Raw genomic sequence first — 22,963 nt, forward strand, 5'->3', positions numbered from 1 at the left:
AGCGCGACAGTCTTCGCGGAGGCTCCCGTCGTGAGCTGCGCAAACGGCGAGCATTAATCGAAGCGCGTCGATGGTGTGAGATGGTCCGCACTGGTTACTCGCGAGTACGGAAGCGGCGTCGCACGCACCGGCCCCGGTTGGCAGGCTTCCCAACCAGCGACCCGCCCATTACATTGTCGGTTATCCATGGGAGCGCTTCCATGACCCGTGGTCACACCGCCACCCCGCTGTCGCCGGTGGCCGTGCCGCCCGTACGCCGTCCCGCGTCGGTGCGACCGCCGGCGGCGCCTCCGACAGGAGTCCGCCATGCGCCACCTGACCCGGCCGTTCAGCGGCCAGCCCGGCCGGTCGCCGGCCGCCGACCAGCCCTGGCCGCGGCGGCTGCTGGCCCTCGGCGTCGCGCTGCTCACCGGCGCGTCCCTCGCGGTGACCGCGCCACCGTCCGGGCCCGCCGCTGCCGCGCCGGCGGCGACCTACAACTACGCCGAGGCGTTGCAGAAGTCGCTGCTCTTCTACGAGGCGCAGCAGTCCGGTCGACTGCCCGACTGGAACCGGGTCTCCTGGCGCGGAGACAGCGCCCTCACCGACGGCGCCAGCGCGGGTGTGGACCTCACCGGCGGCTGGTACGACGCCGGCGACCACGTCAAGTTCGGTTTCCCGATGGCGTTCAGCGCCACGATGCTCGCCTGGGGCGCTGTCGAGTACCGCAGCGGCTACACCTCCTCCGGGCAACTGCCGCACCTGCTCAACAACCTGCGCTTCGTCAACGACTACTTCATCAAGGCACACCCGTCGGCAAACGTCCTCTACGGACAGGTCGGCAAGGGCGACGACGACCACAAGTGGTGGGGTCCGGCCGAGGTGATGCCGATGGCGCGGCCCGCGTACAAGATCGATGCGAGCTGTGGCGGCGCGGACCTGGCGGGGGAGACGGCGGCCGCGATGGCCGCCTCCTCGATGGTGTTCCGGCCCACCGACGCCGCCTACGCGGACAAGCTGCTCGGGCACGCCCGGCAGCTTTACACCTTCGCCGACACGGTGCGGAAGGCCTACCACGAGTGCATCACCGACGCCACCAGCTTCTACCGCTCGTGGAGCGGCTGGCAGGACGAGCTGGTCTGGGCCGCGATCTGGCTGCACCGGGCCACCGGCGAGGCCAGCTACCTGACCAAGGCCGAGAGTGAGTACGACAAGCTCGGCACGGAGAACCAGTCCACCACCCGCTCCTACAAGTGGACCATCGCCTGGGACAACAAGCAGTTCGGCGCGTACGTGCTGCTGGCCAACCTGACCGGCAAGCAGAAGTACGTCGACGACGCCAACCGGTGGCTGGACTACTGGACCGTCGGCGTGAACGGGCAGCGGGTTCCGTATTCGCCCGGCGGGATGGCGGTGCTCGACTCCTGGGGCGCGCTGCGCTACGCCGCGAACACCTCCTTCGCCGCGCTGGTCTACAGCGACAAGACCACCGACACCACCCGCAAGGCGCGCTACCACGACTTCGCCGTCCGGCAGATCAACTACGCGCTCGGCGACAACCCCCGTAACTCCAGCTACGTCATCGGGTTCGGCGCCAACGCACCGAAGAACCCGCACCACCGCACCGCACACGGCTCCTGGTGGGACAGCCAGACCGTGCCGGTGGAGACCCGGCACACCCTCTACGGCGCGCTGGTCGGCGGCCCGTCCTCGGCCAACGACGCGTACAGCGACAGCCGCTCGGACTACGTGATGAACGAGGTGGCCACCGACTACAACGCCGGCTTCACGTCCGCGCTGGTTCGGCTGACCTCCGAGTACGGCGGAACGCCGCTGGCGAACTTCCCGGTCGCCGAGACGCCGGACATCGACGAGCTGACAGTCGAGACCACTGTGACGCAGGCCGAACCTCGGGCCACCGGGCTCAAGGTGATGGTCTACAACAAGTCCGCGTTCCCGGCCCGCGCGCTGACCGACGGCCGGTTCCGGTACTACTTCCGGCCCGACGGCACCGGCCCGGTGCAGGTCACCGCCGGCTACACCCAGGGCTGCCCGTCCCCGACCACCGCCAAGCAGTTCAGCGGCGACATCTGGTACGTCGAGGTGGACTGCGCCGGGCACACCATCGCCCCGGCGGGTCAGTCGCAGCACCGGATGGAGGTCCAGTTCAAGATCGGTGTGCCGGAGGGCGGCACCTGGGACCCGACAAACGACCCGTCGTACCAGGCCACCGCCGGGCCCAACCGGAAGGTCCCGCTCTACTCCGGCGCCACCCGCGTCTGGGGTGAGGAGCCGGGCCCGGTCGTACCGGACACCACCAAGCCGACCGTCCCCGGCACCCCGGTGGCGTCCAACCTCGGCCCCCGCACTGTCACCCTGACCTGGGCGCCGTCCACTGACAGCGGCGGCAGCGGCCTCGCCGGGTACGACGTCCGCGAGTTCATGGTCGGTAACGACGTGGTGGCGACCCGACGGGTCACCGAAAACTCGATCACCATCACCACGCTGCTGCCGGAGCGGACGTTCGAGTACACCATCGTGGCTCGCGACGGCGCGGGCAACGAGTCGGCCGCCTCGCCGAAGCTCAGCGTGACCACGCCACCGACCGGCACCGCCGACACCACAGCGCCGAGCACCCCCGGCACGCCGGTCGCCTCGGCCGTCACCGCCACCGGGCTCACACTGGCCTGGACCCCGTCGACCGACAACGTGGGCGTCACCGGTTACCGGGTCTACCGCGAGGCCGGCGCCACCGACGCGCTGGTCGGCTCGCCGACCGGCACCACCCAGGCGGTGTCCGGATTGACCGCCTCGACGGCGTACCAGTTCTACGTGGTGGCAGTGGACGCGGCGGGCAACACCTCCGCGGCGTCCACGCCGGTCGCGGTGACCACAGCGGCCCCGCCGGTCGGCGGCACCTGCACGGTCGGGTACGCCACCACCGACTGGGGCAGCGGCTTCACCGCCAACGTGTCGATCACCAACACCGGCACCACCGCGATCAACGGTTGGACCCTACGGTTCAGCTTCCCCGGTGGGCAGAGCGTCAGTCAGGGCTGGTCGGCGACGATCAGCCAGAGCGGGGCGGCGGTCACCGCCACGAACCTGTCCTACAACGGCACGATCGCCCCGGGCGCGTCGGTGAGCTTCGGCTTCAACGGCACGTACAGCGGCGCCAACCCGAAACCGACAGCCTTCACCGTCAACAACACCCAGTGCGCCATCGCCTGACCGACACCGCGACGAGATCTTGGACAGTTACCGCTCGCGGGCTCGCGGGCGGTAACTGTCCAAGATCCGCGGCGCCCGGCCGTCGCGGGCGGACTCGGGTGGGATAGGTCGGCGGAATTCCGGGCAAGCCAACACCGTGCGGGAGTTGCTGACCGTCGGGCACGGCGCCGCCGATCGGGGCCGGCTGGGAGAGTTGCTGACCGGAGCCGGGATCGCCCAGGTGGTGGACGTGCGGCGATACCCAGCCAGCCGCACCAACCCGGACGTCCGCCGCGAGGAACTCGAACTGTGGCTGCCCGAGTGGGGCGTCGACTACCGCTGGGAGCCGCGGCTCGGCGGACGACGCCACGTCCCCGCCGGGGAGCCGGAGCCGGACACCTGGTGGACGGTCGCGGCGTTCCGGGCGTACGCCGCCCACACGCGGACGGCCGAGTTCGACGACGCGCTCGCCGAGGTGCTCGCCGGGGTGGACCGTCGGACCACCGCGATCATGTGCAGCGAGAGCGTGTGGTGGCGCTGCCACCGGCGGTTGATCGCCGACGTCGCGACGCTGGGCGGCGGAGTCCCCGTGGCGCACCTGATGCCGGACGGCCGCATCAGCCCGCACCGGCCGGCCGAGGGCGCCCGCCGACTGCCCGACGGCCACCTGCTGTGGGACGCCTGAGTCACTCCACCAGGTCGTCGGCGAGCAGGTCCATCAACAGGCCGTCGTGCCAGCGGCCGTCCGCGCCACGCTCGTAGCGGCGCAGCACCCCCACCGGGCGGAAACCAACCTTCGCGTACGCCCGGATGGCGGCGCTGTTCGCCGCGGCCGGGTCGATGGTGAAGCGGTGGTGGCCGTACTCGTCGATCAGGTGTCGGGCCAGGGTGCGGATGGCGTCACCGCCGAGGCCGGCGCCGCGCTCCTCCGGGTCGAGGAAGACGTCCAGGCTGGCGTGCCGGTAGTCCGGGTCCGCCTCGGCGTACCACTGGATCGCGCCGATCACCCGGCCGTCGTGCTCGATCGCGTACACGTGCAGGTCGTCGTCGGCGAGGTCGGCGCGCACGGAGTCGGCCAGGTCGTCGCCGCCCCGCCACCACCTGCGTACCTCCGGGTCGGCCCGGATCGCCGCGAGGGCCGGCACGTCCGCGACCGTCGCCGGTCGTAGTGTCACCGCCCGCCCCCGCAGCACCGGCTCAGCCCTGGATCTCGCCGTGCTCGACGCAGACCGCCGCCCAGCCCACCGGCAGCACCTGCACCTTCATCCGGCGACGGCAGCGTGGGCAGAACCGGGGCGGCTCCAACTGACGGGCCGACGCGCAGGCCGGATGGGCGGTGGCCGTCGCCGACTCACCGCACCGGTCACACCACAGCTCCGTCGTCGTCATTGTCGTCACAGCGTGGCGGACAGCGCCTTGACCGGCATCTTCAACTCGTCCAGCAGCTCCAGGTCTGCCGTCGCCGGTCGACCCAGCGTGGTCAGGTAGTTGCCGACGATCACCGCGTTGATGCCGCCGAGCAGACCGTCACGGGTGCCGAGGTCGCCGAGGGTGATCTCGCGACCACCGGCGTACCGCAGGATGGTGCGCGGCATGGCCAGCCGGAACGCGGCGATGGCCCGCAGTGCGTCCTTGCCCTCCACCACCGGACGGTCACCGAGCGGAGTGCCGGGACGCGGGTTGAGGAAGTTGAGTGGCACCTCGTGCGGGTTCAGCTCGGCGAGCTGCGCGGCGAACTCGGCCCGCTGCTCGACGGTCTCGCCGAGGCCGAGGATGCCACCGCAGCACACCTCCATGCCGGAGTCGCGCACCATCCGCAGCGTCTCCCAGCGCTCCTCCCACGAGTGCGTGGTGACCACGTTGGGGAAGTACGACTTACAGGTCTCCAGATTGTGGTTGTAGCGGTGCACGCCCATGTCGACCAGGTCGTCGACCTGCTCCTTGCTGAGCATGCCCAGCGACGCGGCGACCTGGATGTCGACGGCCGCCTTGATGGCGGCGACGCCCTCGCGCATCTGCTTCATCAGCCGGGCGTCCGGACCGCGGACCGCGGCGACGATGCAGAACTCGGTCGCCCCGGTCGCGGCGGTCTGCTTCGCCGCCTCGACCAGCGACGGGATGTCCAGCCAGACCGAGCGCACCGGCGAGGTGAACAGGCCCGACTGCGAGCAGAAGTGGCAGTCTTCCGGGCAGCCGCCGGTCTTGAGCGAGACGATCCCCTCGACCTCGACCTCCGGGCCGCACCAGCGCATCCGCACGTCGTGAGCGAGCTGGAGGGCGGCGGGCAGGTGCTCGTCGGGCAGGCTCAGCACGGCGAGGATGCCGGCCTGATCGAGGCCGACACCGTCACCCAGGACCTGGGTCCGGGCCTGGTCGAGGATCTCTGACATGGCTCGTACCCTACTAGGCCTGCGCGAGAGTCCCCGGTCGAGCCGAGACGGAGTCCAGGCGGCGGTCCGGCAAGGCGGATGTTCGTCTGGATACCGGTGTTGTATCCAGACGAACATCCAACGCGGCCGGTCGTTGTCTGGGTCCGTCGTAGGCCGGCCGGGGACTCTCGCACAGGCCTGGGGCCGCCCGATCAGCCGGAATGCCCTGGCGGCCCGGTCGGCACTCGCACCGAGTGGAATCGTCGGGCTGGTGCCGGCGGGTGGTAATTTCGCCCGGCGGGTGTCGGGCTGACCGGCACGCACAGCGGGGGAGGGTGACGGTGGCGGACTGGCTGGCGGCGCTCGACCGCCGCGCGGAGCTGCGGGCGAAGGCCGGGCTCACCAGGCGACTGCATCCGCGTCCGGCCGACGATCAGATGACCGATCTGGCCGGCAACGACTACCTCGGCCTGGCCACCCACCCGGACGTCATCGCCGCGGCCACGGCGGCCCTGTCGGCGTACGGGCTGGGGGCTACCGGGTCGCGACTGGTCCGGGGCTCCACCGACGCGCACCGGGCGCTGGAGGAGGACCTGGCCCGCTGGCTGGGCACCGATGGCGCCCTGGTCTTCTCGTCCGGCTATCTGGCCAACCTCGGCGCGCTGCGGGCGCTCGTCCAACCTCGGACGCTGCTCGTCTCCGACGCGCACAACCACGCGTCGCTGATCGACGGCTGCCGCATCTCGGGTGCCGAGACGGTGGTCACCCCGCACGCCGACGTCGACGCGGTGGCCGCCGCGCTCGCCGCCGCTCCCGGCCGCCCGGCGGTGGTGGTGACCGAGTCGGTCTTCTCGGTCGACGGTGACCTCGCCCCGCTGGCTCGGCTGCACGCCGTGGCCCGCCGTCACGGCGCGCTGCTGCTGGTCGACGACGCGCACGCGCTGGGCCTGACCGGCCCGGCCGGCGCGGGCGCGGTGGCGGCCACCGCGCTGGCCGGCGAGCCGGACGTGGTGGTCACCGCCACCCTGTCCAAGGCGCTCGGTGGCGCGGGTGGCGTTGTCGCCGGCCCGGCCGAGTTCGTCCGGCATCTGGTCGAGACCGGGCGCACGTTCATCTTCGACACGGCACTGCCGCCGGCGGTCGCCGCCGGTGTGCACGCGGCGCTGCGGCTCGCCCAGGCCGGCGACGACCTGCGCGCCGAACTCTCCGACCGGGTGGGACTGGCGGTCGGCCGGCTGCGGGCGGCCGGGCTGACCGTCTCCGCCCCGGACGCGGCGGTGATCTCGGTGACCGCCCCGGGGCCGGAGGCGGCGACCGCGTGGGCCGCGGACTGCCGGGACCGGGGCGTCGCGGTGGGCTGTTTCCGGCCACCATCCACCCCGGACAGCCGCTCCCGCCTGCGCCTCACGGTCAGCGCGGGGGTGCCCCGGGCGGAGTTCGAGCGGGCGCTGGACGTCATAGTGGACACCGCGCCGTGAGCGCCAGGAGTGAGCGGGGTTTGCGAGCCCCGCAGTCGCGAACCGAGGTGGCGCCGTGACCGGGTGGGCGGGGTCGGTGCTCGTTACCGGGACGGACACCGAGGTCGGCAAGACGGTGGTGACCGCGGCGATCGCGGCCGCCGCGCAGGCCGCCGGGCTGCGGGTGGCGGTGATCAAACCCGGTCAGACCGGTACGGCCGGCGGTGAGCCCGGCGATGTGGACGCGGTGAATCGGCTGGCTGCGCCGCTGACCGGTCGGACCCTGGCCAGCTACCCGGATCCGCTCGCCCCGTTGGCCGCCGCGCGGGTGGCCGACCTGCCGCCGTTGGAGTTGTACGCGGCGGTGGACGCCGTCCGCGCGGAGGCCGACAAGCACGACCTCGTGTTGATCGAGGGCGCGGGCGGGTTGCTGGTTCCGATGGGGCTGCGACCGTCGGGGGAGCCGTGGACGATGGCCGACCTGGCGGTGTCGCTCGGCGCGCCAGCGGTGGTGGTCGCCCGCGCCGGGTTGGGCACGCTCAACCACACGGCGTTGACCCTGGAGGCGTTGGACCGTAGGGCGGTGCCGGCCGGTGTGGTGATCGGAGCCTGGCCGGCCCGGCCGGAGTTGGTGCACTGGACCAACCTCACCGACCTGGTACCGAATCTGCTCGGCGCGCTGCCGGACGGCGCCGGCGCGATGGACCCGGGCGTGTTCCGGCGGTCCGCGCCGGGTTGGCTCACCCCGGCCCTGCACGGCGTGCTTGACGACTGGCGGGTCTGGGCCGAGGAGAGCGGCTGAACACCTGACTTTCGTCGGTGTCCGCGCAGGTCGGGCGTGGGTAGCCTGACCGCCGTGCGGATCCTCGACTCCCCGCCGCCGGCTTGGCTGCACCGGCGGCGTCGCCTGCTGCTGGACGTGCTGCTCTGGGCGGTGGTGGCCGCCCCGGTCGGCTACGCCGAGGCCAGCCCGCCCTATACGCGGTACACGTTTCCGCTGTTGGTCGGCAAGCTGCTGCTGCTCGGTGTGGCGGTGGTGGCGAGTCGACGTCAACCGTTGGTCGCCCTGGTGCTGGCGGTGCTCGGGTCGTTGGTCGACGGCAACTTCGTGTTCGCCATTCCGGTCTTCAGCTATCTCGCCGGGCGGCGCAGCGCCACAGTGGGTCCGGCGATCATGGTCTTCGTGCTGATCACGGCCGGTGGCACGGCGCTCAACCTGGGGTTGCTCGGCGCCGGCGCGGCAACCTGGTTCCTACTCGCCTCGGTGCTGCTCTTCGCCGCCGTGTTCCCCTGGTTGGTCGGCCGGTACCGGCGCCAGCAGCAGGAGTTGACCGACGCCGGTCGCCGGCACGTCGACGCGCTGACCCGCGAGCAGCGGGGTGCCGCCGAGCGGATCCGACTGCGTGAGCGGGCCCGGATCGCCGGGGAGATGCACGACTCGCTCGGTCACGACCTCAGCCTGATCGCGTTGCGCGCCGCAGCCCTGGAGGTCGCCGCCGACCTGGACGACAGGCACCGGGCCGCGGCGGGGGAGTTGCGGGCCAGCGTCTCCGCCGCCACCGAGCGACTGCACGAGATCATCGGGGTGCTCCGCGAGGAGGCTGGCGCGTCGCTGCGTCCGAGCGGCGAGACCGTGGCCGACCTGGTCGACGGTGCCCGGGAGGCCGGCATGGCGGTACGGGTGGACGCCGCCCCGGCGGTCGCGGACCTACCGGCGATGACCGGTCACGCGGCGCACCGGATCGTCCGGGAGGCGCTGACCAACGCCGCCCGGTACGCGCCGGGCGCCCCGGTCGACGTACGCCTCACCCGCGACGGTGACCGGGTCGAGGTGACAGTCGTCAACGAGGCTCCGCCGGCCGGGCCGCTGCCCGCTCCGCCCTCGCAGGGCAGTGGGCTGCTCGCCCTCGCCGAGCGGGTCCGCCTCGCCGGCGGGACGCTCGACGCCGGCCACCGGGCCGACGGCGGGTTCGCCGTACGGGCGGTGTTGCCGGCCACCGCGGCGGCGTCCGAGGCGATCGGGTCGGCGGCCGAGGCCGGGCTTGCGTCCTGGTCCGACGAGCGCCCGGGTCCGGCGGAGCGGCCGGTGGACGCCGAGCGGCGGCTGCACGACGCCCGGCGGCGGGTTCGGCGCAGCCTGCTGGTGGCGCTCGTCGCCCCGGTCGGTTTCGCCCTGGTGCTCTCGTTCGTCTACTACCCGGTGGCGACCGCCGGGACGGTGCTGGACCGGGCCACCTTCGACCAGATGCGCGTCGGCGCGGCCCGGTCCGAGCTGGTCGGGCTGCCCCGGCGGCAGTTGGATCGCCAGACACCGGTCGACCGGGCCGGCTGCGAGTACTACACCGACGGCAACTTCCCCCTCGCGGCGCCGACCTGGCGACTCTGTTTCACCGATGGCCGGCTGGTCAGCAAGGAGTGGATCGCGTAGTGGACACCGACACGACCGGGGCACCGCCGATCCGGGTGGTGCTGGCCGACGACGAGGCGATGGTCCGGGCCGGCGTCCGGGCCATCCTCGCCAGCGATCCCGGCATCGAGGTGGTCGCCGAGGCCGGCGACGGGCACGCGGCGGTGGAGCTGGTCCGGGCCCACCGACCCCGGGTCGCGTTGCTGGACATCCGGATGCCGCGGCTGGACGGGCTGGCCGCCGCCGCCGAGATCCGCCGGGTCGTGCCGGACACCGCGACGATCATGCTGACCACCTTCGGCGAGGACGACCACGTGGCCCGGGCGCTCGGGCACGGCGCCAGCGGGTTCCTGCTCAAGGCCGGCGACCCACGTGAGCTGATCGCGGGCGTGCACGCCGTCGCCGACGGTGGTGCGTACCTGTCGCCGAGGGTGGCCCGCCGGGTGATCGAGCTGGGGGCTGGCCGGCTGGCCCGCCGACCCGCCGCCCGGGACCGGACGGCCGGGCTGACCGAGCGGGAACGGGAGGTGCTGGCCCTGGTCGGGGCGGGCCTCTCCAACGCCGAGATCGCCCGCCGGCTGCACCTCGTGGAGGGCACCGTGAAGAGCTACCTGACCAGCATCTTCACCCGGCTGGACGTACGTAACCGGGTGCAGGCGGCGATCCTCGCGTACGAGGCGGGGCTGGTCGACGGCTGAGCGGGGGCCGGTCGGCCTCCGCCCAGCTCGCCGGCCCTACGCGTCGCGGCGGCGCAGTGCGGCCCGGCCCAGCAGCAGCGCGGCGGCGGCCCACCCGGCGAGCAGGAGCAGCCCGACCACGCTCGGGTACGGCTCGGTGTCGCCGGCCAGGAAGTGCCCGCCGGCCACGCCGGGGAACACGTCGGCGATCCGGTTCAGCACGTCGATGTCCGGCTCCTGAAGGGAGAGCGGCACGATCATCAGGGTGGCGAGGAGCACGGTGAGGGTGAGCACCGCGCTGCGCAACGCGGCGCCGAGGCCCAGGGCGAGCACGCCGACCAGCGCCAGGTAGGTCGCCACCGCCACGATGTCGCCGATCGTGTCGGCGGCCGGGGCGCTGCCCCACTCGCCGAGCACCGGTCGGGCCACCAGGGTGCCGACGCCGCCGAGCACCAGCCCGAGGACGAAGGTGACCGCCCCTGCGACCGCGGCCTTGGACAGCAGCACCCGACCGCGCGACGGGGTGCACTGCAACGTGGTCCGGATGGTGCCACTGGTGAACTCGGCGGTGATCGCGAGCAGGCCCAGCGCCAGCACCACGTACTGGGTCAGCTCGACCGAGTCGATCAGCACGCTGCCGACGGTGACGATCCCCCGGTCGTCGGTCGGGTCGTCGTTGGTGTTGTCGTTGGCGACGTAGATGGCCAGTTGGCCGGCGCTCGCGAACATCACCAGCAGCCCGGCCAGTGCCGTCCACCAGGTGCTCCGCACCGAGGAGAGCTTGGTCCACTCGGCGGCCACCGCCCCCCGGAAGGTGGCCGGCGCACCTGCGGCCGGCGTGCTGGCGGGGCGGGTGCCCGCGTCGGTCTGCGTGCTCATCGTTGCCCACCCTCGGTCGGACCGCCGTCGTACTCGACGCTGTCGGCGGTCAGCTCCATGAACGCCTGCTCCAGCGACGCGGCGTGCGCGCTCAGCTCGTGCAGTCGTACTCCCAGTTCGTGGGCCAGGTCGCCGACCTGGTCGGCGGTGACGCCGGTGACGGTCAGCTCGTTGCGGTCGGCGGTCTCGACGCTCGCCCCGGCGGCGGTGAGGCGCGCGGCGAGCGCGGCCAGCCCGTCCGGGTGTGGGCTGCGGACCCGGACCGCTACCGTGCTGCGGGCGATCACCTCGCCGATCGGCGAGTCGGCGAGCAGTCGTCCCCGGCCGATCACCACGAGCTGGTCGGCGGTGAGCTGCATCTCGCTCATCAGGTGGCTGGAGACGAAGACCGTCCGCCCCTCGTCGGCCAGTGAGCGCGTCAGCTGCCGCACCCAGCGCACCCCGTCCGGGTCGAGGCCGTTCACCGGCTCGTCGAACATCAGCACCGGCGGGTCGCCGAGCAGCGCCCCGGCGATGCCGAGTCGTTGGCCCATGCCGAGGGAGAGGGCCCGGCCGGGCTTGCCGGCGGCCCGTCCGTCCAGCCCGACGGTGTCCAGCACCTCGTCGACCCGGCGGGCGGGGATGCCGTTGCTGTGCGCCATGGCGCGCAGGTGCGCCCGGCCGGACCGGGCCGGGTGGATGGCCCGGGCGTCGAGCAGCGCGCCCACCTCGTGCAGCGGCCGGCGCAGCTCCCGGTACGCGCGCCCGCCCACCAGGGCCTGCCCGGCGGTGGGTCGGTCCAGCCCGAGGATCATGCGCATGGTGGTGGACTTGCCGGCGCCGTTCGGGCCGAGGAAGCCGGTGACCCGGCCGGGCGCGATGTCGACTGTCAACGCGTCGACCGCGACTGTCGGCCCGAACCGTTTCGTCAACCCACGTAGTGTGATCATGCGCTGACGCTAGGCGAGCGACCTGCCACCCCACCGCGCCCGAACGGCACCACCCACCCCTGACTTTCGTCAGGTCGGCGACGGGCCGATCACCGTACGTACTGCTCCAGCAGTGCCGGGGTGAGCCCGGCCCGGTGGATCGCCCTCAACGCCGCGAGCAGGTCGTCCATCAGCGCCGGTCGAAAGTGCATCAGCAGCACGTCGCCGGGTTGGACCACCTTCTCCGGGGTCTGGTAGCGCACCTTCCCCTCGTGGACGGTCTCGGTCCAGTGGAAGACCGCCTTCGCGCCGCAGTCGTGCGCGGCCCGCAGCGTGGTGCTGTCATGTTCGCCGAACGGTGGGCGGAACAGGGTGGGTCGCTTGCCGAACAGCTCCTCCAGCTTGTCGGCGGCACCGCAGATCTCCTGCTTCTGGTAGTCGTACGACCGGCCGGCCAGCGAGTTGTGCCTGATGGTGTGGTTCTCCACGACCCCGCCCACCGCCTCGATCTGCCGGAAGTAGTCGGTGTGCTCCGCCGCCGCCGGCGAGTTGAGGAACATGGTCACCGGGATACGCGCCTCCCAGATGAAGTCGATCACTTCCGGCGGGCGGGCCAGCCCACCGTCGTCGATGGTGATGAAGGCGACCTTCTGGTCGGTCGGCAGGCGATGCCAGAACGCCGCCGAACCGGTAGCGGGCAGCGTCACCGGTTGCGGCTGCGGTGCCTCGGGAAACGTCGGCACCTGGGACACGTACCAGGCCAGGCTCTTGAACGCGGGTTTCGCGGTCGGGGACGGCGAGGCCGAGGGGGTCGGCGCCGAGGCGGACGGAGTCGGCTGGGCCGCGGTGACCTGCCGAGCGTGCGCCGGGTGACCGGGACCGACCGTGCAGGCAGTCAACGTCAGCAGGACCAGAAGCGTTACGACGGCAGGGATCCGACGGGTGGGGATGGCTGACACGCCCGGAAACATACCGAGCGGATGTCAGGATCCGGTCAGCCCGGTGACCCCGGGCGAGCGGCGGACCACGAACGCGTCCGGCATCCGGAAGGTGAGATTGTCCGGGCACCAGGGCGGACGGAGCACCGTCACCCCGTCCAGCAGCGGCGCGGCCTCGGCCACCACCACGGCCGCCTCCATCCGGGCCAGCACGTCCCCGACGCAGCGGTGCGCCCCCGCCCCGAACGCCAGGTGCCGGCGTGATCCACGCTGACCCGGACGGAACTCGTCGGGCGACTCCACCACCGCCGGGTCCCGACCGGCGCGGCCCAGCCACAGCACGAGGCTGCTGCCCGCCGGCACCCGCGTGCCGCCCAGGGTGCTCTCCGTCGTCGCCACCCGCCGCCAGGTGACGATCGGTGGTTCCAGCCGCAACCCCTCCTCCACCACGTCGGCCACCGCGACCTCGCCGCTGCGTAGGCCGGCCCGGACCACTGGCTCGTTCGCCAGCCGGTGCAGGAGCAGGGTGAGGAACTGCGAGGTGGTCTCCTGCCCGGCGACCAACAGGAAGAAGAGCGCGCCGACCACCACGTCCGGCGGGTGCCCGGCCGCGCGCAGCTCAGCGGCCAGACCGCCACCGACGGCCGCGAAGTCCCGCAGTACCCGGTGGAACCGGCCCACCTCGGCGGCGAGCGCCACCTGCCGGTCGGCGTCCAGCGGTGCCCAGAACAACTCCAGCGCGGCGCGGGCGAACTCCTTGACCGCGCCGACCGGCGCGTCCGGCAACTCGACCAGCCGGGCCAGCACCAGCAGCGGCAGGTCGGCGGCGAGGTCCGCGTACAGGTCGACCGGTTCGCCGGCGTCGAGCGCGGCGCCGATCCGGGCGACCCGGTCCCGGACCAGCGCGGTGAGCCACTGCCGCTGGGCGGCCACCCGGGCGGGGTGCAACGCCTGCGCGACGATCGCCCGGATCTGCGGATGGCTGACACCCGAGTTGTTCGCCAGGGTCGGCGGCAACCGGAACCGGTGCCCGGCGAGCACCCGCAGCGCGGTCACCGGCATCGGCGTCACCGCGTCCAGCGCGTTGTCCGGCCGGTAGGTCACCGGGTCGGCGAGGACCTGGCGGACCAGCGGGTGCCGGGTCACGACCAGGTGGGTGCCGCCGACGTGGTCCGGCACCCGGGCCACGTCCGGCCATGCGGCGTCGGCCACCTGCGCCCAGCTGCGGAACAGCACCCGGACACGCTAGCCGGAGGCCCTCGGCAGCCCGGCCCGCAGCCGCCAGACGGTGGTGCGCTTCACCCGCACACTCTCCAGCGCCTCCGGCACCGGCACGTCGTACCCGGCCACCTCGTCGAAGCGGTCCCGGGGCAGGAACGCCCGGCCGGGGTCACCGACCAGCGCCGGCGCGCCGGCTCGGGCGGCGCGCAGCAGGAACCGCAGCACCCGGCGGGCCATCGCGTCGCTGTAGAAGACGTCTCCGGCGAGCACCACCTCGGCGTCCCCGGCGTCGCCGTCGAGGATGTCGCCGAACTCGGCGTCGACGCGTACCCCGTTGGCCTCCGCGTTGAGGGCGACCGCCGCCACCGCCAGCTCGTCCACCTCGACGGCCCGCACGGACGCCGCGCCGGCGCGGGCGGCGGCGATGGCGACCAGGCCGGAGCCGGAGGCGAGGTCGAGCACCCGCCGGCCGGCGACCAGCTCCGGGTGGTCGGTGACGTGACGGGCGAGGGCCTGCCCGCCGGCCCAGGCGAACGCCCAGAACGGCGGCGGCCGGTCGCTGGAGAACTCGCCCTCGGTCAGCTCCCACAGGCCGATCGGCTCGTCCGCCTGGTGCAGCAGCACCTCGGGAACGAAGGGGACCGGGGCCAGCCGGGCGTGCAGCCGGACGAACGTGCTGGAGAGCTCGGACACGGTGCGATTCTCCCAGCGGCCCGACTCCCGGCGTGTCGCGGGGGAGCGGTGACCGGTTCACCACGGTCGGTGAAAAGCCACCCCGTCCTTGCCGTCCGGTGCGAACACACCCGTCTGGTCGGCGCGGTGCCCCGCTTCTAGCGTTGCGGGGTGGAGGCGACCGAACGGAGGACGGCGGTGGTGACGGTGTGGCGGTATGCGCTGAGGGCAGGGGTGGTGCTGGCCTGTCTGAGCGGGGTGGAGCTGGCGGTGGCCGCCCCGGCACAGGCGGCCTTCACCACCGAGATGAGCGGTTTGCCGGGACGGTTCACCGCCGGTGAGCAGGTGCGGACGATCTCCGCGGTGGTCTCCCAGACCGACCGGCGCGCCAGGTGCGCGAAGGTGCGCTGGTCGATGGTGCTCACCGTGCAGGGGGGCCTCCGGCTCGACCAGGTGAAGATGGACCGGGTGGAGGAGACCGGCGACTTTCCGCTGGAGATCCGTACCGAGGGTGACGTGGCCCGGTTGACCGACCGGCAGCTCGACCCGGGCACGCTCTGCCCGGGCCGCACTGTCACGGCCCGCTACCGGGTGGCCTTCGACGAGGACGTCACCCAGGGGCGGGTCACCCTCGCCGCCGAGGCGTACGACGCCAACCTGCGCCTGTTGGCCCGGCAGACCGCCACCCGCTCGGTGGTGGGGGTGGGCGGTGCCCCGACCAGCAAGCCGAAGCCGACGGCGACCCCGCCGGAGCCCACCGAATCCGCGAGCGCTCCGGCCGAGGGCGAGAGTACGGCGACGGAGGAGCCGGTCGCGGAGCAGGCCGCCGACGCCGCGCCACCGGCGGCCAACCGCCCGGTCTCGCAGTCCGGCGCGTTCGGCGTGGTGCAGGTCGCCTTCCTGCTCGGCGGTCTGCTGCTCTTCCTCGGGGTGGGGCTGCTGCTGCGGCTGCGACACCTGACCCGGGCCGTGGCCGGGGACGCCGACGAGGCCGACGACCCCCCGGTGGACCGGCGCTGGGAGCGCCCGGCCGTCGCCGACCCCTGGCGTCGGGCGCACCGCTGATCGAGCACGGTGGGGCCGGCGGACATCCGCCGGCCCCACCGTGTCACTTCGAGAACGCCTGGAACTCGGCGATCCTGACCTGGCTCCGGGCCGGGCTGGCAGTCGCGCAGTCCGTCGTCGTGGCCGGGTCGTCGTCCTGCTCGCCCGCGTAGTTCGGGCCGCCGGTGCACTGGCTCGCCAGCACCTCGAGGCGCAGGTGGGTGGCGAGGGTGGTGGGTACCGCGAACGTCCGGAGGTTGATGTCGCGGCTGTACGCCCGGTACGCCCCGCCGGGGAACGCGTCCCCCGCGCTGGTGTAGATGCGTTGCCAACGCGTCGGATCCGTGCAGTCGGTGGTCGTCGCGTTGCAGGCGGACACCGCGAACGAGCGCAGGGCACTGAGCGCGTTCTGGGCGCCGGTGTCGGCGTCACCGGTGATCGCCGGGCGCAGCATCGCGCTGACGTTCACCCGCTTGACCGTCTGCGGGGCGTCGCCCGGCAGCGCCACGGTGAGCTGCCGGCCGGCGACCCCGTCCAGGCTGGCCCAGTTCGTCGCCTCGGTGTCGTCGACGACCCGGTCCAGGTTGACCCCGTCGCCGGTGACTGTGGCGCCGGACGCGGTGGAGGCGAGGTTGCGGCTCATTCGCAGGTCGACGTACCCGTCCTGACCGGACTTGGCGACCACGCTGAGCCGCTGGTGTCCGAACCCGGGGGCCACGGCGAGCAGGTCGTACGTGCCGGCCACCATCTCCACCGTGTCCGGGATCGGCGTCGCCGGGTCGGTGTCGGCCACCGGCACGGCCCGCGCCTCGTACGCGCCGACGTACACGCGGACAGGTGCTTCGGCGCTGTCCCCGCGCGGACGCAGGGTGAGCGTCGCGTTGCCACCGCGCGGCGAGGCGAAACTCGGCGTCGGGTCGGTGTCGCCGGCACCGTTGGTGGCGGCGTCCCGGCCCATCCCGGAGCGCGCGAACTCGGCCCAGATGAGGTCCTGGTTCGCGCCGCCGAAGCGGAGCAGGTCGGCGGTGAGCATGTTGTCGCGCATGTCGAGCATGCTGACCTGGCTGGCGGCCTGGAGCAGGAACGAGTCGAAGACCAGCTGTGACCAGCGCCGGTTGCCCGGGCACTGATCTGCCGCGACCTTGCCCAGCGCGCAGTCGAGCTGCCGTTGCGGGGTGCCGAGGCCGTACCGCTTCACCAGGGCGGAGCGGACCCGGAAGTTGGTGGCGCCCCAGATCTCCCCGTCGGCGTGCACCGCCGGGCCGGCGGTGTTGTAGCCGATGTCGGAGTAGTTGAGCGGGCTGCGGCTCAGGTCGTAGTTGCGGATGCCGCTGACCAGGTTGCCGGTGACGTAGCCGCCGGTGATGAAGGGCGTCTCGCCGGGCGCGCGCAGCCCGTGCTGGTAGAGGTACTCGGCGGCGAGCAGGTCGCCCCAGGACTCACCCATCGCCCCGCCCTGGTGGCCGCTGATCCCGCTGTCCGGGCCGGCGATCATCCGGTTGGTGATCGCGTGGGTGTACTCGTGACCGATCACCGTCATGTCGTAGTCGCCGTCCACGCACGGCGGGTACGGCCCGCCCGCCTGCGGCTGCCACAGGTACATGTTTGTGGTCGGCGGCAGCCCGTCGCGCGGGGTGCCCTGGTTGGCGTTGTTCCGGTTGCCGCTCAGCGCGCCCTGCTGGGCGCGGCCCTGCTCGGCGTCACCGCCCAGCCCGGACGGGGTGAGGTTGACCGCCTGGAGGTTCCACGCCGACTCGGTGAAGCCCAGCTGGTACGACCAGTCGTGCATCCGGCTGTGCATGGCGAAGAGGTTGGCGATCGACGCGTCCGCGTCGTTGCGCTGGGTCGAGGTGAACACGCTCGGGTTGCACTTGGCCTGGTGCCACTGGTCGGTGAAGGGGTACTCGTAGCGGCGTTCCGGGCTGGTGGGGGCCGGCACGACCGGGGTGTTCGCACCCCAGGACAGCACCGTGTTGGCCGAGTTGCCGCGCGAGGTGAAGGTCGGCGTGCCGGTGGCTGCGTCGACGTCCCACGGTTGGCCGGTGGCCGGGTCACGCCAGGCGGCCTGGCAGCCGGGGGCCGGGTCGCCGCACCAGCGCACCCGGGGGTCCTGCCCGGGGCCGAGGTCGCGGGGCGGGGTGGCCGGGAAGACCGCCCAGCTCGGATTGTCGGAGTCGAAGTCGACGAGGTCCTCGCGGACCAGCACCTGCCCGGTGCTGCCGTCCACATAGCTGGTGAAGGCGGCCGGGTGCTCGGTGTCCGCGCCGATCATGGTCACCTCGTAGGCGGCCCGTGGCCCGTCCAGCGGTGTGGGCACTGCCACCGACCGGATGGTGTGGCTGGCCACCGTGTCGGCGGTCAGCTTGGCGTCGGCGAGCGCGGCGGCGTACGCCTGCTCGGGGGTGCGGGTCGCCGGCGCTGGTGTGCCGGTGTTGCGGGCCAGTGAGGAGCTGACCGAGAGCACCGCGCCGTCGGCGACCGCGAGGGTGACGAGGCCGTCCGGCCCGGCGGGCAGGTCCCCGAAGCGTTGCCTCAGGGTGACCACTGTGCCGCTGCCGATCGGCCGGACCAGCACCCGTTCCATGCTGTCCACCGTCGCGGCGTCCATGCCGAACAGGTAGCGGTTGGCGGCCAGGTAGGCGCGGGCGGCGGCCTCCGGGTCGGCGGGCAGCCCGCTGGCGAGCGGAGTACGACCGGGGCCGAGCGCCTGCGGGGTGCCGAGCCGGTTCCACCGGACGTCGGGGTCCACGGCGCGGGCCAGGCCGCGTTGGCGGGCGTCGGGTGCCGCCGTACCGGTGCGGTTGTCGGCGTCGGCGGGCGTGTGTCCCTCGGCGAACGGCCCGGACCGGCGCTCGGTGGACGCCGCGCCGCCGGTGGGGGCCGCGGTGCTCACGCCGGTGGGGAGCAGCGCGGCGACCGTCGCCGTCGTCGCCAGGATGGCGATGAGCCGGCGTCGACGCCGGCTCATCGGGGGTGACCACTCCGGTTGTGGCACGGGACCTCCTCGTGGGAGCGAGATGGTCGGCCAGTCGCCGACCACAGATGCGCGGTGACGCATGCGCATCTGTGGATATCAGTCTCCCGAGGTCACGGCAAGGTCCCGAGCCGCTGTCGCACCAACAGATCGAGATCTGCTCAGTCGCTCGGCGCCCAGTCGGGGTCGCGGCCGAACGCGGCCAGCAGGTGGTCCTGCTCGTCGGCGTCGTCGGGCACCCGTACGCCGGTGTGGACGAGCTTGTTGCGCCGGTAGGCGTCGATCTGGCCGGCGAACCACTGGGCGGCGGCGTGCACCGCGTCCGGGTCGAGCCGGGGCTGTGCGCCGATCGCCACCGCCACGTCCCAGCTGTGCACGAGGTGCTCGGCGAGGAGTTGCTGGAGGTACTCGGTGGCCGGGGTGTCGCCGCCGGAGAGGTGCACTGTGCGATCGATCGTGCCGGGGTGGGTGGCGGCGATCTCGGCCTGCGCGGCGGCCTCCCGGGCCGTCGCGATCGGGTCGGCGCCGAGTTGGTCACCGTCGAGCCGGTCGCCGACCTCGTCGATGGTCCGGCCGGCGAGCAGCGGAACGCTCCACCGGTCCTCGGTCACCACATGGTTGACGAGCGTGCGGACGTCCCAGTCCGAGCAGGGTGTCGGGTCGGACCACTGGCCGGGCTCGATCTGATCCACCCGGTCGATGAATTCGGCCAGGCTCCGGCGGTACGCCTCCAGGAGGTCCATGCTGCCGATTGTTCCGGTCGACGGGGCGGACTGAGCCCGTTTTGCCCGGCCCGGTGCGGGGGGATCGGTGCTGGCTGCCCAGCTCAGTCCAGGTCGGCCGGGTCCAGGCCGAGCTCTCGGGAGGTGACCAGCCGGACCCACTCGCCGAACTGGCGGCGGGAGATCACCCGGTCGTGCACGGCGAGTTGGACGGCGAGGCCGTCCATCACCGCGCTGATCCGCCAGGCGGCCCCGTCGGGGTCGGCGCACTGGAAGGTGCCGTCGGCCACCCCGGCGGTGATCACCGCGGCCAGGTCCTGTCGCCAGCGCAGGTCGAGCCGCCGGGAGACCTTCTCCAACTCGGGGGTACGCAGCGACTCGGACCAGCCGTCGATCCACATGGACCAGGAGGTCGCCCGCCCGGCCGGGGTGTAGAGCTTGAGGATCCGGCGGAGCTTGGTCAGCGGTGTGGCCGAGGAGCGGGTCACCGCGTCCAGGCGGGCCAGATCCTGCTCGACCGCGTACGCGAAGGCCTGCGCGAGCAGCCGCTCCTTGGTGGCGAAGTGGTAGAAGACCAACGCCTGACTCACGCCCGCGGCATTCGCCACGTCCGCCGTCCGGGTGTTGGCCAGACCGCGCTCCACGATCACGTCGCAGGCGGTGCGCAGCAGGGCATCCAGGCGGATCTCGGCCGCACGTCTCGTCACGACCGTTACCGTAGCCCATCCGACCGAACACGAACAGTTACCACCACGCGCCGATTCACGCGGTGACAGTCGGAAGCCGGACACTTCTTTCGGGGGTCGTCGGTCGTTCCACGGAGAGTGTTCGTCGAGGTCCGCTGCCCGGTGTCGGGTAGTGGAGACGTCGACGGTCGGGCATGCGACGCGATGATGACGATCATTGCCGAGGAATGTCTGAGTGTGACGGTCAGTGCTGGATCCCGGCACCGGGCCAGCCACCTAGGAAGCCGGCCGAGAGTGACTCCGCTCCAGCCCCGGCCACCCGGGACGCGCCGAGGCGACCCCGAGTTGGCAGTCAAACACCCACTCGGCTAAAGTTCTCATCCGTCACCCGGGAACGTCCGGGGGCGTGCGGACGTAGCGCAGCTGGTAGCGCATCACCTTGCCAAGGTGAGGGTCGCGGGTTCGAATCCCGTCGTCCGCTCGGAGCTGCCGCCACGTATGACGGGGGCAACCTCGGTGGGGTGGCCGAGAGGCGAGGCAACGGCCTGCAAAGCCGTGTACGCGGGTTCAAATCCCGTCCCCACCTCGGCAACAAGCACGGGCGATTGGCGCAGTGGGAGCGCGCTTCCTTGACACGGAAGAGGTCACTGGTTCAAACCCAGTATCGCCCACCAGAGGAGAACGGCTCGTCACCGGAAGACCCGGTGACGAGCCGTTTCGCTTGTGGCGCCACGTCATCAGTCGACGCTGAGCCGGTAGCCGATGCCTCGCACGGTGTGCACACACAGGGCGTCGTCGACGGCGTGCAGTTTGCGCCGTAACCGCTTCACGGCCGAGTGCAGGATCGACGTGTCGCCGAGGAACGCGCAGCCCCAGACCGATTCGAAGAGCCGCTGGTACGTCCAGACTCCGACCGGTGCGGTGGCGAGTTGGGTGAGCAGGTTGCGCTCGAGTCGGGTCAGGGCCAGCGGTTCTTTGCGCCACGTCACCCGATGGTCGAGCGGGTCGATGGTGAGGTCACCGAGGTTGATCTGGCCGGCCACGCCGACGGCTGGAGCGGCTGGGGCTGGAGCGGGGGCGGACGCCGTGGTGGGGCTGGGGAGCCGTCCCGGTCCGCTGATGACCGGCCCGCCGATCATCGCCTGCAGCTCCGCGAGGTCGGTGCAGATGACCAGGGTGCCCAGTCCGTCCAGGCGTCGGACCATCCGTTCGCGCACCGACACGTCGGCGGTCACGCAGAACACGAGGGACACATCGTCGATCACTGTCGTACCTCCCCAGGCGCCAGTAAAAGACAACGCTGTCCGAACCCTGTAGTCAATGGTTTCCGGCGGACAGCCACCCCCGTGATCCACTCGGGCTCGCCGGGTAGCGCGCTCGCTCTCAGAAGGTCAACAGGCGGAACTCGCCCACCGGCCGGAAACCGAGGCCGCGGTAGACCGACTCGCCGACGGCCGACGAGGTGAGGGCGGCGGTGCGGGCGCCCCGCTCGCCAGCCAGATGGAGCGCGGCCCTGGTCATGGCCGCGCCGATGCCCCTGCGGCGCTGCTCCGGCTGGGTGCCGACGAAGTAGAGGGTGACCAGACCGTGGCTGATCCAGGCGACGGCCGTCGCGACGACCCGGCCGTCGTCGAGGCGACCGGCCAGCCGGAGCACGGTGCCGTCGCCGGTGAACGCCTTCTCCCGTTCGATCGTCGCCGCCACGCCGTCCGCCGGGATTCCGGACACCCGGGCATAGGCCGGGACGAACGCGGCGAGGTCGGTGGTCTCGGCGATCTGCACGCCGGCCGGAGTCGGCGCCTCGGCCACCGACCCGATCCCCACGGTCATGATCGGCATGCGGGCGACCTGCACCGCGCCGAGGGAGACCAGGCCGTCCGCGGCGCCGGCGTCGCTGTCCGGGCCGACCCACCAGATCCGGGGTACGCCGTGCAGGCGCTTCCGGGCCTCGGTGAGCGCGTCCCACGGGGTGCGCCCGACCACCCGCAGCACGCCGTTGAGGGGTGCGTGCGGCACGTCACTGCGGTAGGTCGGGAGGTCCGGCCCGCCGGCGACACCGATGTTCCAACCGAGCAGGTACGCCCGGTGCGCGGCCAGCACCGTGTCGAGAGGCTCCATGATCTGGATCGTAACGCGGGGTCGGCACGCCCACGGCCAGCGGAAACGGCTCGGATCGGCGGCTGTGACCGGCGGTACTTTGTCGATCGTTCCAGATAGCGGGTAGCGTTCAGCCATGGCCCGCACCCGTGAGTTCGACCTCGACGCCGCGGTCGACGCTGCCATGGACGTGTTCCGGAGCAAGGGCTACGAGGGCACCTCCATGCGGGACCTCTCCGAGGCGACCGGCCTGGGCAGCGGCTCGATCTACGCGGCGTTCGGCAGCAAGGACGGCCTCTACCTGGCGGTGCTCGACCTGTACCGGCAGCGCTACGCCACACCGATGGTCGATCTGCTGCGCTCGGGCAACGACGCGCGGGCGGTGATCCGTGAGGTGTTCATCGGCACGGTGGACGACATCACCGGCGACGGCCGGCACCTCTCCTGCCTCATCGTCGGGGCGTCGATGGAACGGGCACACCAGGATGTGCGGGTCGCCGAGCGGCTTCGCTCGACCACCCAGTCCCTGGAGTTGGCGCTCTACGACCTGCTCGCCGAGGCGCAGTTGCGGGGTCAGATCACCACCGACCGCAGCGCCACCGACCTGGCCGGCTTCCTGGTCACCAGTCTCCAGGGCCTGCGGGTGATGGGTGCCATCAACCCGGACCGGGCGGCGCTGACGCGGTACGCCGAGGTCGCGCTCACCTGCCTGAACTGACCGCC

At 72.6% G+C, this 22,963-nt stretch carries 21 protein-coding genes and 3 tRNA genes; 11 read left to right on the top strand and 13 right to left on the bottom strand.

The window, feature by feature from the left end:
• Nucleotides 1-306 precede the first annotated feature (306 nt).
• Both KBX08_RS11640 and KBX08_RS11645 read left to right on the top strand, forming a co-directional pair.
• Nucleotides 307-3,210: a glycoside hydrolase family 9 protein gene (locus KBX08_RS11640; RefSeq protein ID WP_210783203.1), complete on the top strand. Its 2,904-nt coding sequence runs from the start codon at nucleotides 307-309 to the stop codon at nucleotides 3,208-3,210.
• 136 nt (nucleotides 3,211-3,346) lie between these two features.
• Nucleotides 3,347-3,874, top strand: a complete 528-nt coding sequence (locus KBX08_RS11645) for a DUF488 family protein (RefSeq protein ID WP_210783205.1) — start codon at nucleotides 3,347-3,349, stop codon at nucleotides 3,872-3,874.
• 1 nt (nucleotide 3,875) lies between these two features.
• On the opposite strand, the gene KBX08_RS11650 is transcribed toward KBX08_RS11645, so the two are convergent.
• The 3 genes from KBX08_RS11650 to bioB are packed head-to-tail and all read right to left on the bottom strand — an operon-like array spanning nucleotide 3,876 to nucleotide 5,579.
• Nucleotides 3,876-4,382, bottom strand: a complete 507-nt coding sequence (locus tag KBX08_RS11650) for a GNAT family N-acetyltransferase (RefSeq protein WP_210783207.1) — start codon at nucleotides 4,380-4,382, stop codon at nucleotides 3,876-3,878.
• Between the two features lie 4 nt (nucleotides 4,383-4,386).
• On the bottom strand, nucleotides 4,387-4,578 hold the full coding sequence (locus tag KBX08_RS11655) for a hypothetical protein (protein ID WP_210783209.1): 192 nt from the start codon (nucleotides 4,576-4,578) through the stop codon (nucleotides 4,387-4,389).
• Nucleotides 4,579-4,583: 5 nt separating this feature from the next.
• Nucleotides 4,584-5,579: a biotin synthase BioB gene (gene bioB, locus KBX08_RS11660; protein WP_210783211.1), complete on the bottom strand. Its 996-nt coding sequence runs from the start codon at nucleotides 5,577-5,579 to the stop codon at nucleotides 4,584-4,586.
• Nucleotides 5,580-5,899: 320 nt separating this feature from the next.
• Between bioB and KBX08_RS11665 the strand changes: the two genes are divergently transcribed.
• The 4 genes from KBX08_RS11665 (at nucleotide 5,900) to KBX08_RS11680 (ending at nucleotide 10,120) form a co-directional block, all read left to right on the top strand.
• Nucleotides 5,900-7,036: an 8-amino-7-oxononanoate synthase gene (locus KBX08_RS11665; RefSeq protein ID WP_210783213.1), complete on the top strand. Its 1,137-nt coding sequence runs from the start codon at nucleotides 5,900-5,902 to the stop codon at nucleotides 7,034-7,036.
• 76 nt (nucleotides 7,037-7,112) lie between these two features.
• Nucleotides 7,113-7,817 (top strand): dethiobiotin synthase, encoded by a 705-nt coding sequence (gene bioD, locus KBX08_RS11670; protein WP_112585576.1) that lies wholly within the window; start codon nucleotides 7,113-7,115, stop codon nucleotides 7,815-7,817.
• A gap of 54 nt (nucleotides 7,818-7,871) precedes the next feature.
• Entirely contained in the window at nucleotides 7,872-9,443 is a 1,572-nt protein-coding gene (locus tag KBX08_RS11675) for a histidine kinase (protein WP_307850515.1), read from the top strand.
• Nucleotides 9,443-10,120 carry a response regulator transcription factor gene (locus tag KBX08_RS11680; RefSeq protein WP_210783217.1) on the top strand — a complete coding sequence of 226 codons (678 nt, stop codon included), beginning with the start codon at nucleotides 9,443-9,445 and terminating at the stop codon, nucleotides 10,118-10,120. Before KBX08_RS11675 ends, KBX08_RS11680 begins: the two co-directional genes overlap by 1 nt.
• Nucleotides 10,121-10,156: 36 nt before the next feature.
• Here the strand turns inward: KBX08_RS11680 and KBX08_RS11685 are convergent, their stop codons facing one another.
• From KBX08_RS11685 to KBX08_RS11705, 5 genes are all read right to left on the bottom strand, one after another.
• Nucleotides 10,157-10,978: an ABC transporter permease subunit gene (locus tag KBX08_RS11685; protein WP_210783219.1), complete on the bottom strand. Its 822-nt coding sequence runs from the start codon at nucleotides 10,976-10,978 to the stop codon at nucleotides 10,157-10,159.
• Complete coding sequence (locus tag KBX08_RS11690; protein WP_210783221.1) at nucleotides 10,975-11,907, bottom strand: ABC transporter ATP-binding protein; 933 nt, start codon at nucleotides 11,905-11,907, stop codon at nucleotides 10,975-10,977. The genes KBX08_RS11685 and KBX08_RS11690 overlap by 4 nt, the downstream gene beginning before the upstream one ends.
• An 89-nt stretch (nucleotides 11,908-11,996) precedes the next feature.
• On the bottom strand, nucleotides 11,997-12,845 hold the full coding sequence (locus KBX08_RS11695) for a polysaccharide deacetylase family protein (protein WP_238690940.1): 849 nt from the start codon (nucleotides 12,843-12,845) through the stop codon (nucleotides 11,997-11,999).
• A 24-nt stretch (nucleotides 12,846-12,869) separates the two neighbouring features.
• Complete coding sequence (locus tag KBX08_RS11700; protein ID WP_210783226.1) at nucleotides 12,870-14,060, bottom strand: cytochrome P450; 1,191 nt, start codon at nucleotides 14,058-14,060, stop codon at nucleotides 12,870-12,872.
• Nucleotides 14,061-14,069: 9 nt separating this feature from the next.
• Nucleotides 14,070-14,738 (bottom strand): methyltransferase, encoded by a 669-nt coding sequence (locus tag KBX08_RS11705; protein WP_210783230.1) that lies wholly within the window; start codon nucleotides 14,736-14,738, stop codon nucleotides 14,070-14,072.
• Nucleotides 14,739-14,888: 150 nt separating this feature from the next.
• Between KBX08_RS11705 and KBX08_RS11710 the strand changes: the two genes are divergently transcribed.
• Nucleotides 14,889-15,782, top strand: a complete 894-nt coding sequence (locus KBX08_RS11710; RefSeq protein ID WP_238690941.1) for a hypothetical protein — start codon at nucleotides 14,889-14,891, stop codon at nucleotides 15,780-15,782.
• Between the two features lie 43 nt (nucleotides 15,783-15,825).
• Here the strand turns inward: KBX08_RS11710 and KBX08_RS11715 are convergent, their stop codons facing one another.
• The 3 genes from KBX08_RS11715 to KBX08_RS11725 form a co-directional block, all read right to left on the bottom strand.
• The gene (locus KBX08_RS11715; RefSeq protein WP_210783232.1) at nucleotides 15,826-18,756 is read right to left on the bottom strand and encodes a M36 family metallopeptidase; all 2,931 of its coding nucleotides are present in this window, start codon (nucleotides 18,754-18,756) and stop codon (nucleotides 15,826-15,828) included.
• A gap of 140 nt (nucleotides 18,757-18,896) precedes the next feature.
• Nucleotides 18,897-19,478, bottom strand: a complete 582-nt coding sequence (locus KBX08_RS11720) for a TIGR03086 family metal-binding protein (RefSeq protein ID WP_210783235.1) — start codon at nucleotides 19,476-19,478, stop codon at nucleotides 18,897-18,899.
• 83 nt (nucleotides 19,479-19,561) lie between these two features.
• Nucleotides 19,562-20,164, bottom strand: a complete 603-nt coding sequence (locus KBX08_RS11725) for a TetR/AcrR family transcriptional regulator (protein ID WP_210783237.1) — start codon at nucleotides 20,162-20,164, stop codon at nucleotides 19,562-19,564.
• Nucleotides 20,165-20,551: 387 nt separating this feature from the next.
• Here KBX08_RS11725 and KBX08_RS11730 point away from each other — a divergent pair.
• From KBX08_RS11730 to KBX08_RS11740, 3 genes are all read left to right on the top strand, one after another.
• Nucleotides 20,552-20,624: transfer RNA gene (locus tag KBX08_RS11730), tRNA-Gly, on the top strand.
• A 34-nt stretch (nucleotides 20,625-20,658) separates the two neighbouring features.
• Nucleotides 20,659-20,729 (top strand) — tRNA-Cys (locus KBX08_RS11735).
• A 13-nt stretch (nucleotides 20,730-20,742) separates the two neighbouring features.
• Nucleotides 20,743-20,817: transfer RNA gene (locus tag KBX08_RS11740), tRNA-Val, on the top strand.
• 63 nt (nucleotides 20,818-20,880) lie between these two features.
• Here the strand turns inward: KBX08_RS11740 and KBX08_RS11745 are convergent.
• Nucleotides 20,881-21,366, bottom strand: a complete 486-nt coding sequence (locus KBX08_RS11745; protein ID WP_238690982.1) for a winged helix-turn-helix domain-containing protein — start codon at nucleotides 21,364-21,366, stop codon at nucleotides 20,881-20,883.
• Nucleotides 21,367-21,526: 160 nt separating this feature from the next.
• On the bottom strand, nucleotides 21,527-22,261 hold the full coding sequence (locus KBX08_RS11750; protein ID WP_210783239.1) for a GNAT family N-acetyltransferase: 735 nt from the start codon (nucleotides 22,259-22,261) through the stop codon (nucleotides 21,527-21,529).
• A 115-nt stretch (nucleotides 22,262-22,376) separates the two neighbouring features.
• Here KBX08_RS11750 and KBX08_RS11755 point away from each other — a divergent pair, with 115 nt between their 5' ends.
• The gene (locus KBX08_RS11755) at nucleotides 22,377-22,958 is read left to right on the top strand and encodes a TetR/AcrR family transcriptional regulator (protein ID WP_112585044.1); all 582 of its coding nucleotides are present in this window, start codon (nucleotides 22,377-22,379) and stop codon (nucleotides 22,956-22,958) included.
• The last annotated feature ends 5 nt before the right edge of the window (nucleotides 22,959-22,963 follow it).

This window comes from Micromonospora sp. H61, assembly GCF_018070325.1.
Lineage (GTDB): Bacteria > Actinomycetota > Actinomycetes > Mycobacteriales > Micromonosporaceae > Micromonospora > Micromonospora salmantinae.

Excerpts from the sequence above, each read along its gene's own strand:
- KBX08_RS11685 (WP_210783219.1), bottom strand. The coding sequence starts at position 10,978 with ATGAGCACGCAGACCGACGCGGGCACCCGCCCCGCCAGCACGCCGGCC.
- bioB (WP_210783211.1), bottom strand. The coding sequence starts at position 5,579 with ATGTCAGAGATCCTCGACCAGGCCCGGACCCAGGTCCTGGGTGACGGT.
- KBX08_RS11640 (WP_210783203.1), top strand. The coding sequence starts at position 307 with ATGCGCCACCTGACCCGGCCGTTCAGCGGCCAGCCCGGCCGGTCGCCG.
- KBX08_RS11720 (WP_210783235.1), bottom strand. The coding sequence starts at position 19,478 with ATGGACCTCCTGGAGGCGTACCGCCGGAGCCTGGCCGAATTCATCGAC.
- KBX08_RS11755 (WP_112585044.1), top strand. The coding sequence starts at position 22,377 with ATGGCCCGCACCCGTGAGTTCGACCTCGACGCCGCGGTCGACGCTGCC.
- KBX08_RS11655 (WP_210783209.1), bottom strand. The coding sequence starts at position 4,578 with ATGACGACGACGGAGCTGTGGTGTGACCGGTGCGGTGAGTCGGCGACG.
- KBX08_RS11690 (WP_210783221.1), bottom strand. The coding sequence starts at position 11,907 with ATGATCACACTACGTGGGTTGACGAAACGGTTCGGGCCGACAGTCGCG.
- KBX08_RS11750 (WP_210783239.1), bottom strand. The coding sequence starts at position 22,261 with ATGGAGCCTCTCGACACGGTGCTGGCCGCGCACCGGGCGTACCTGCTC.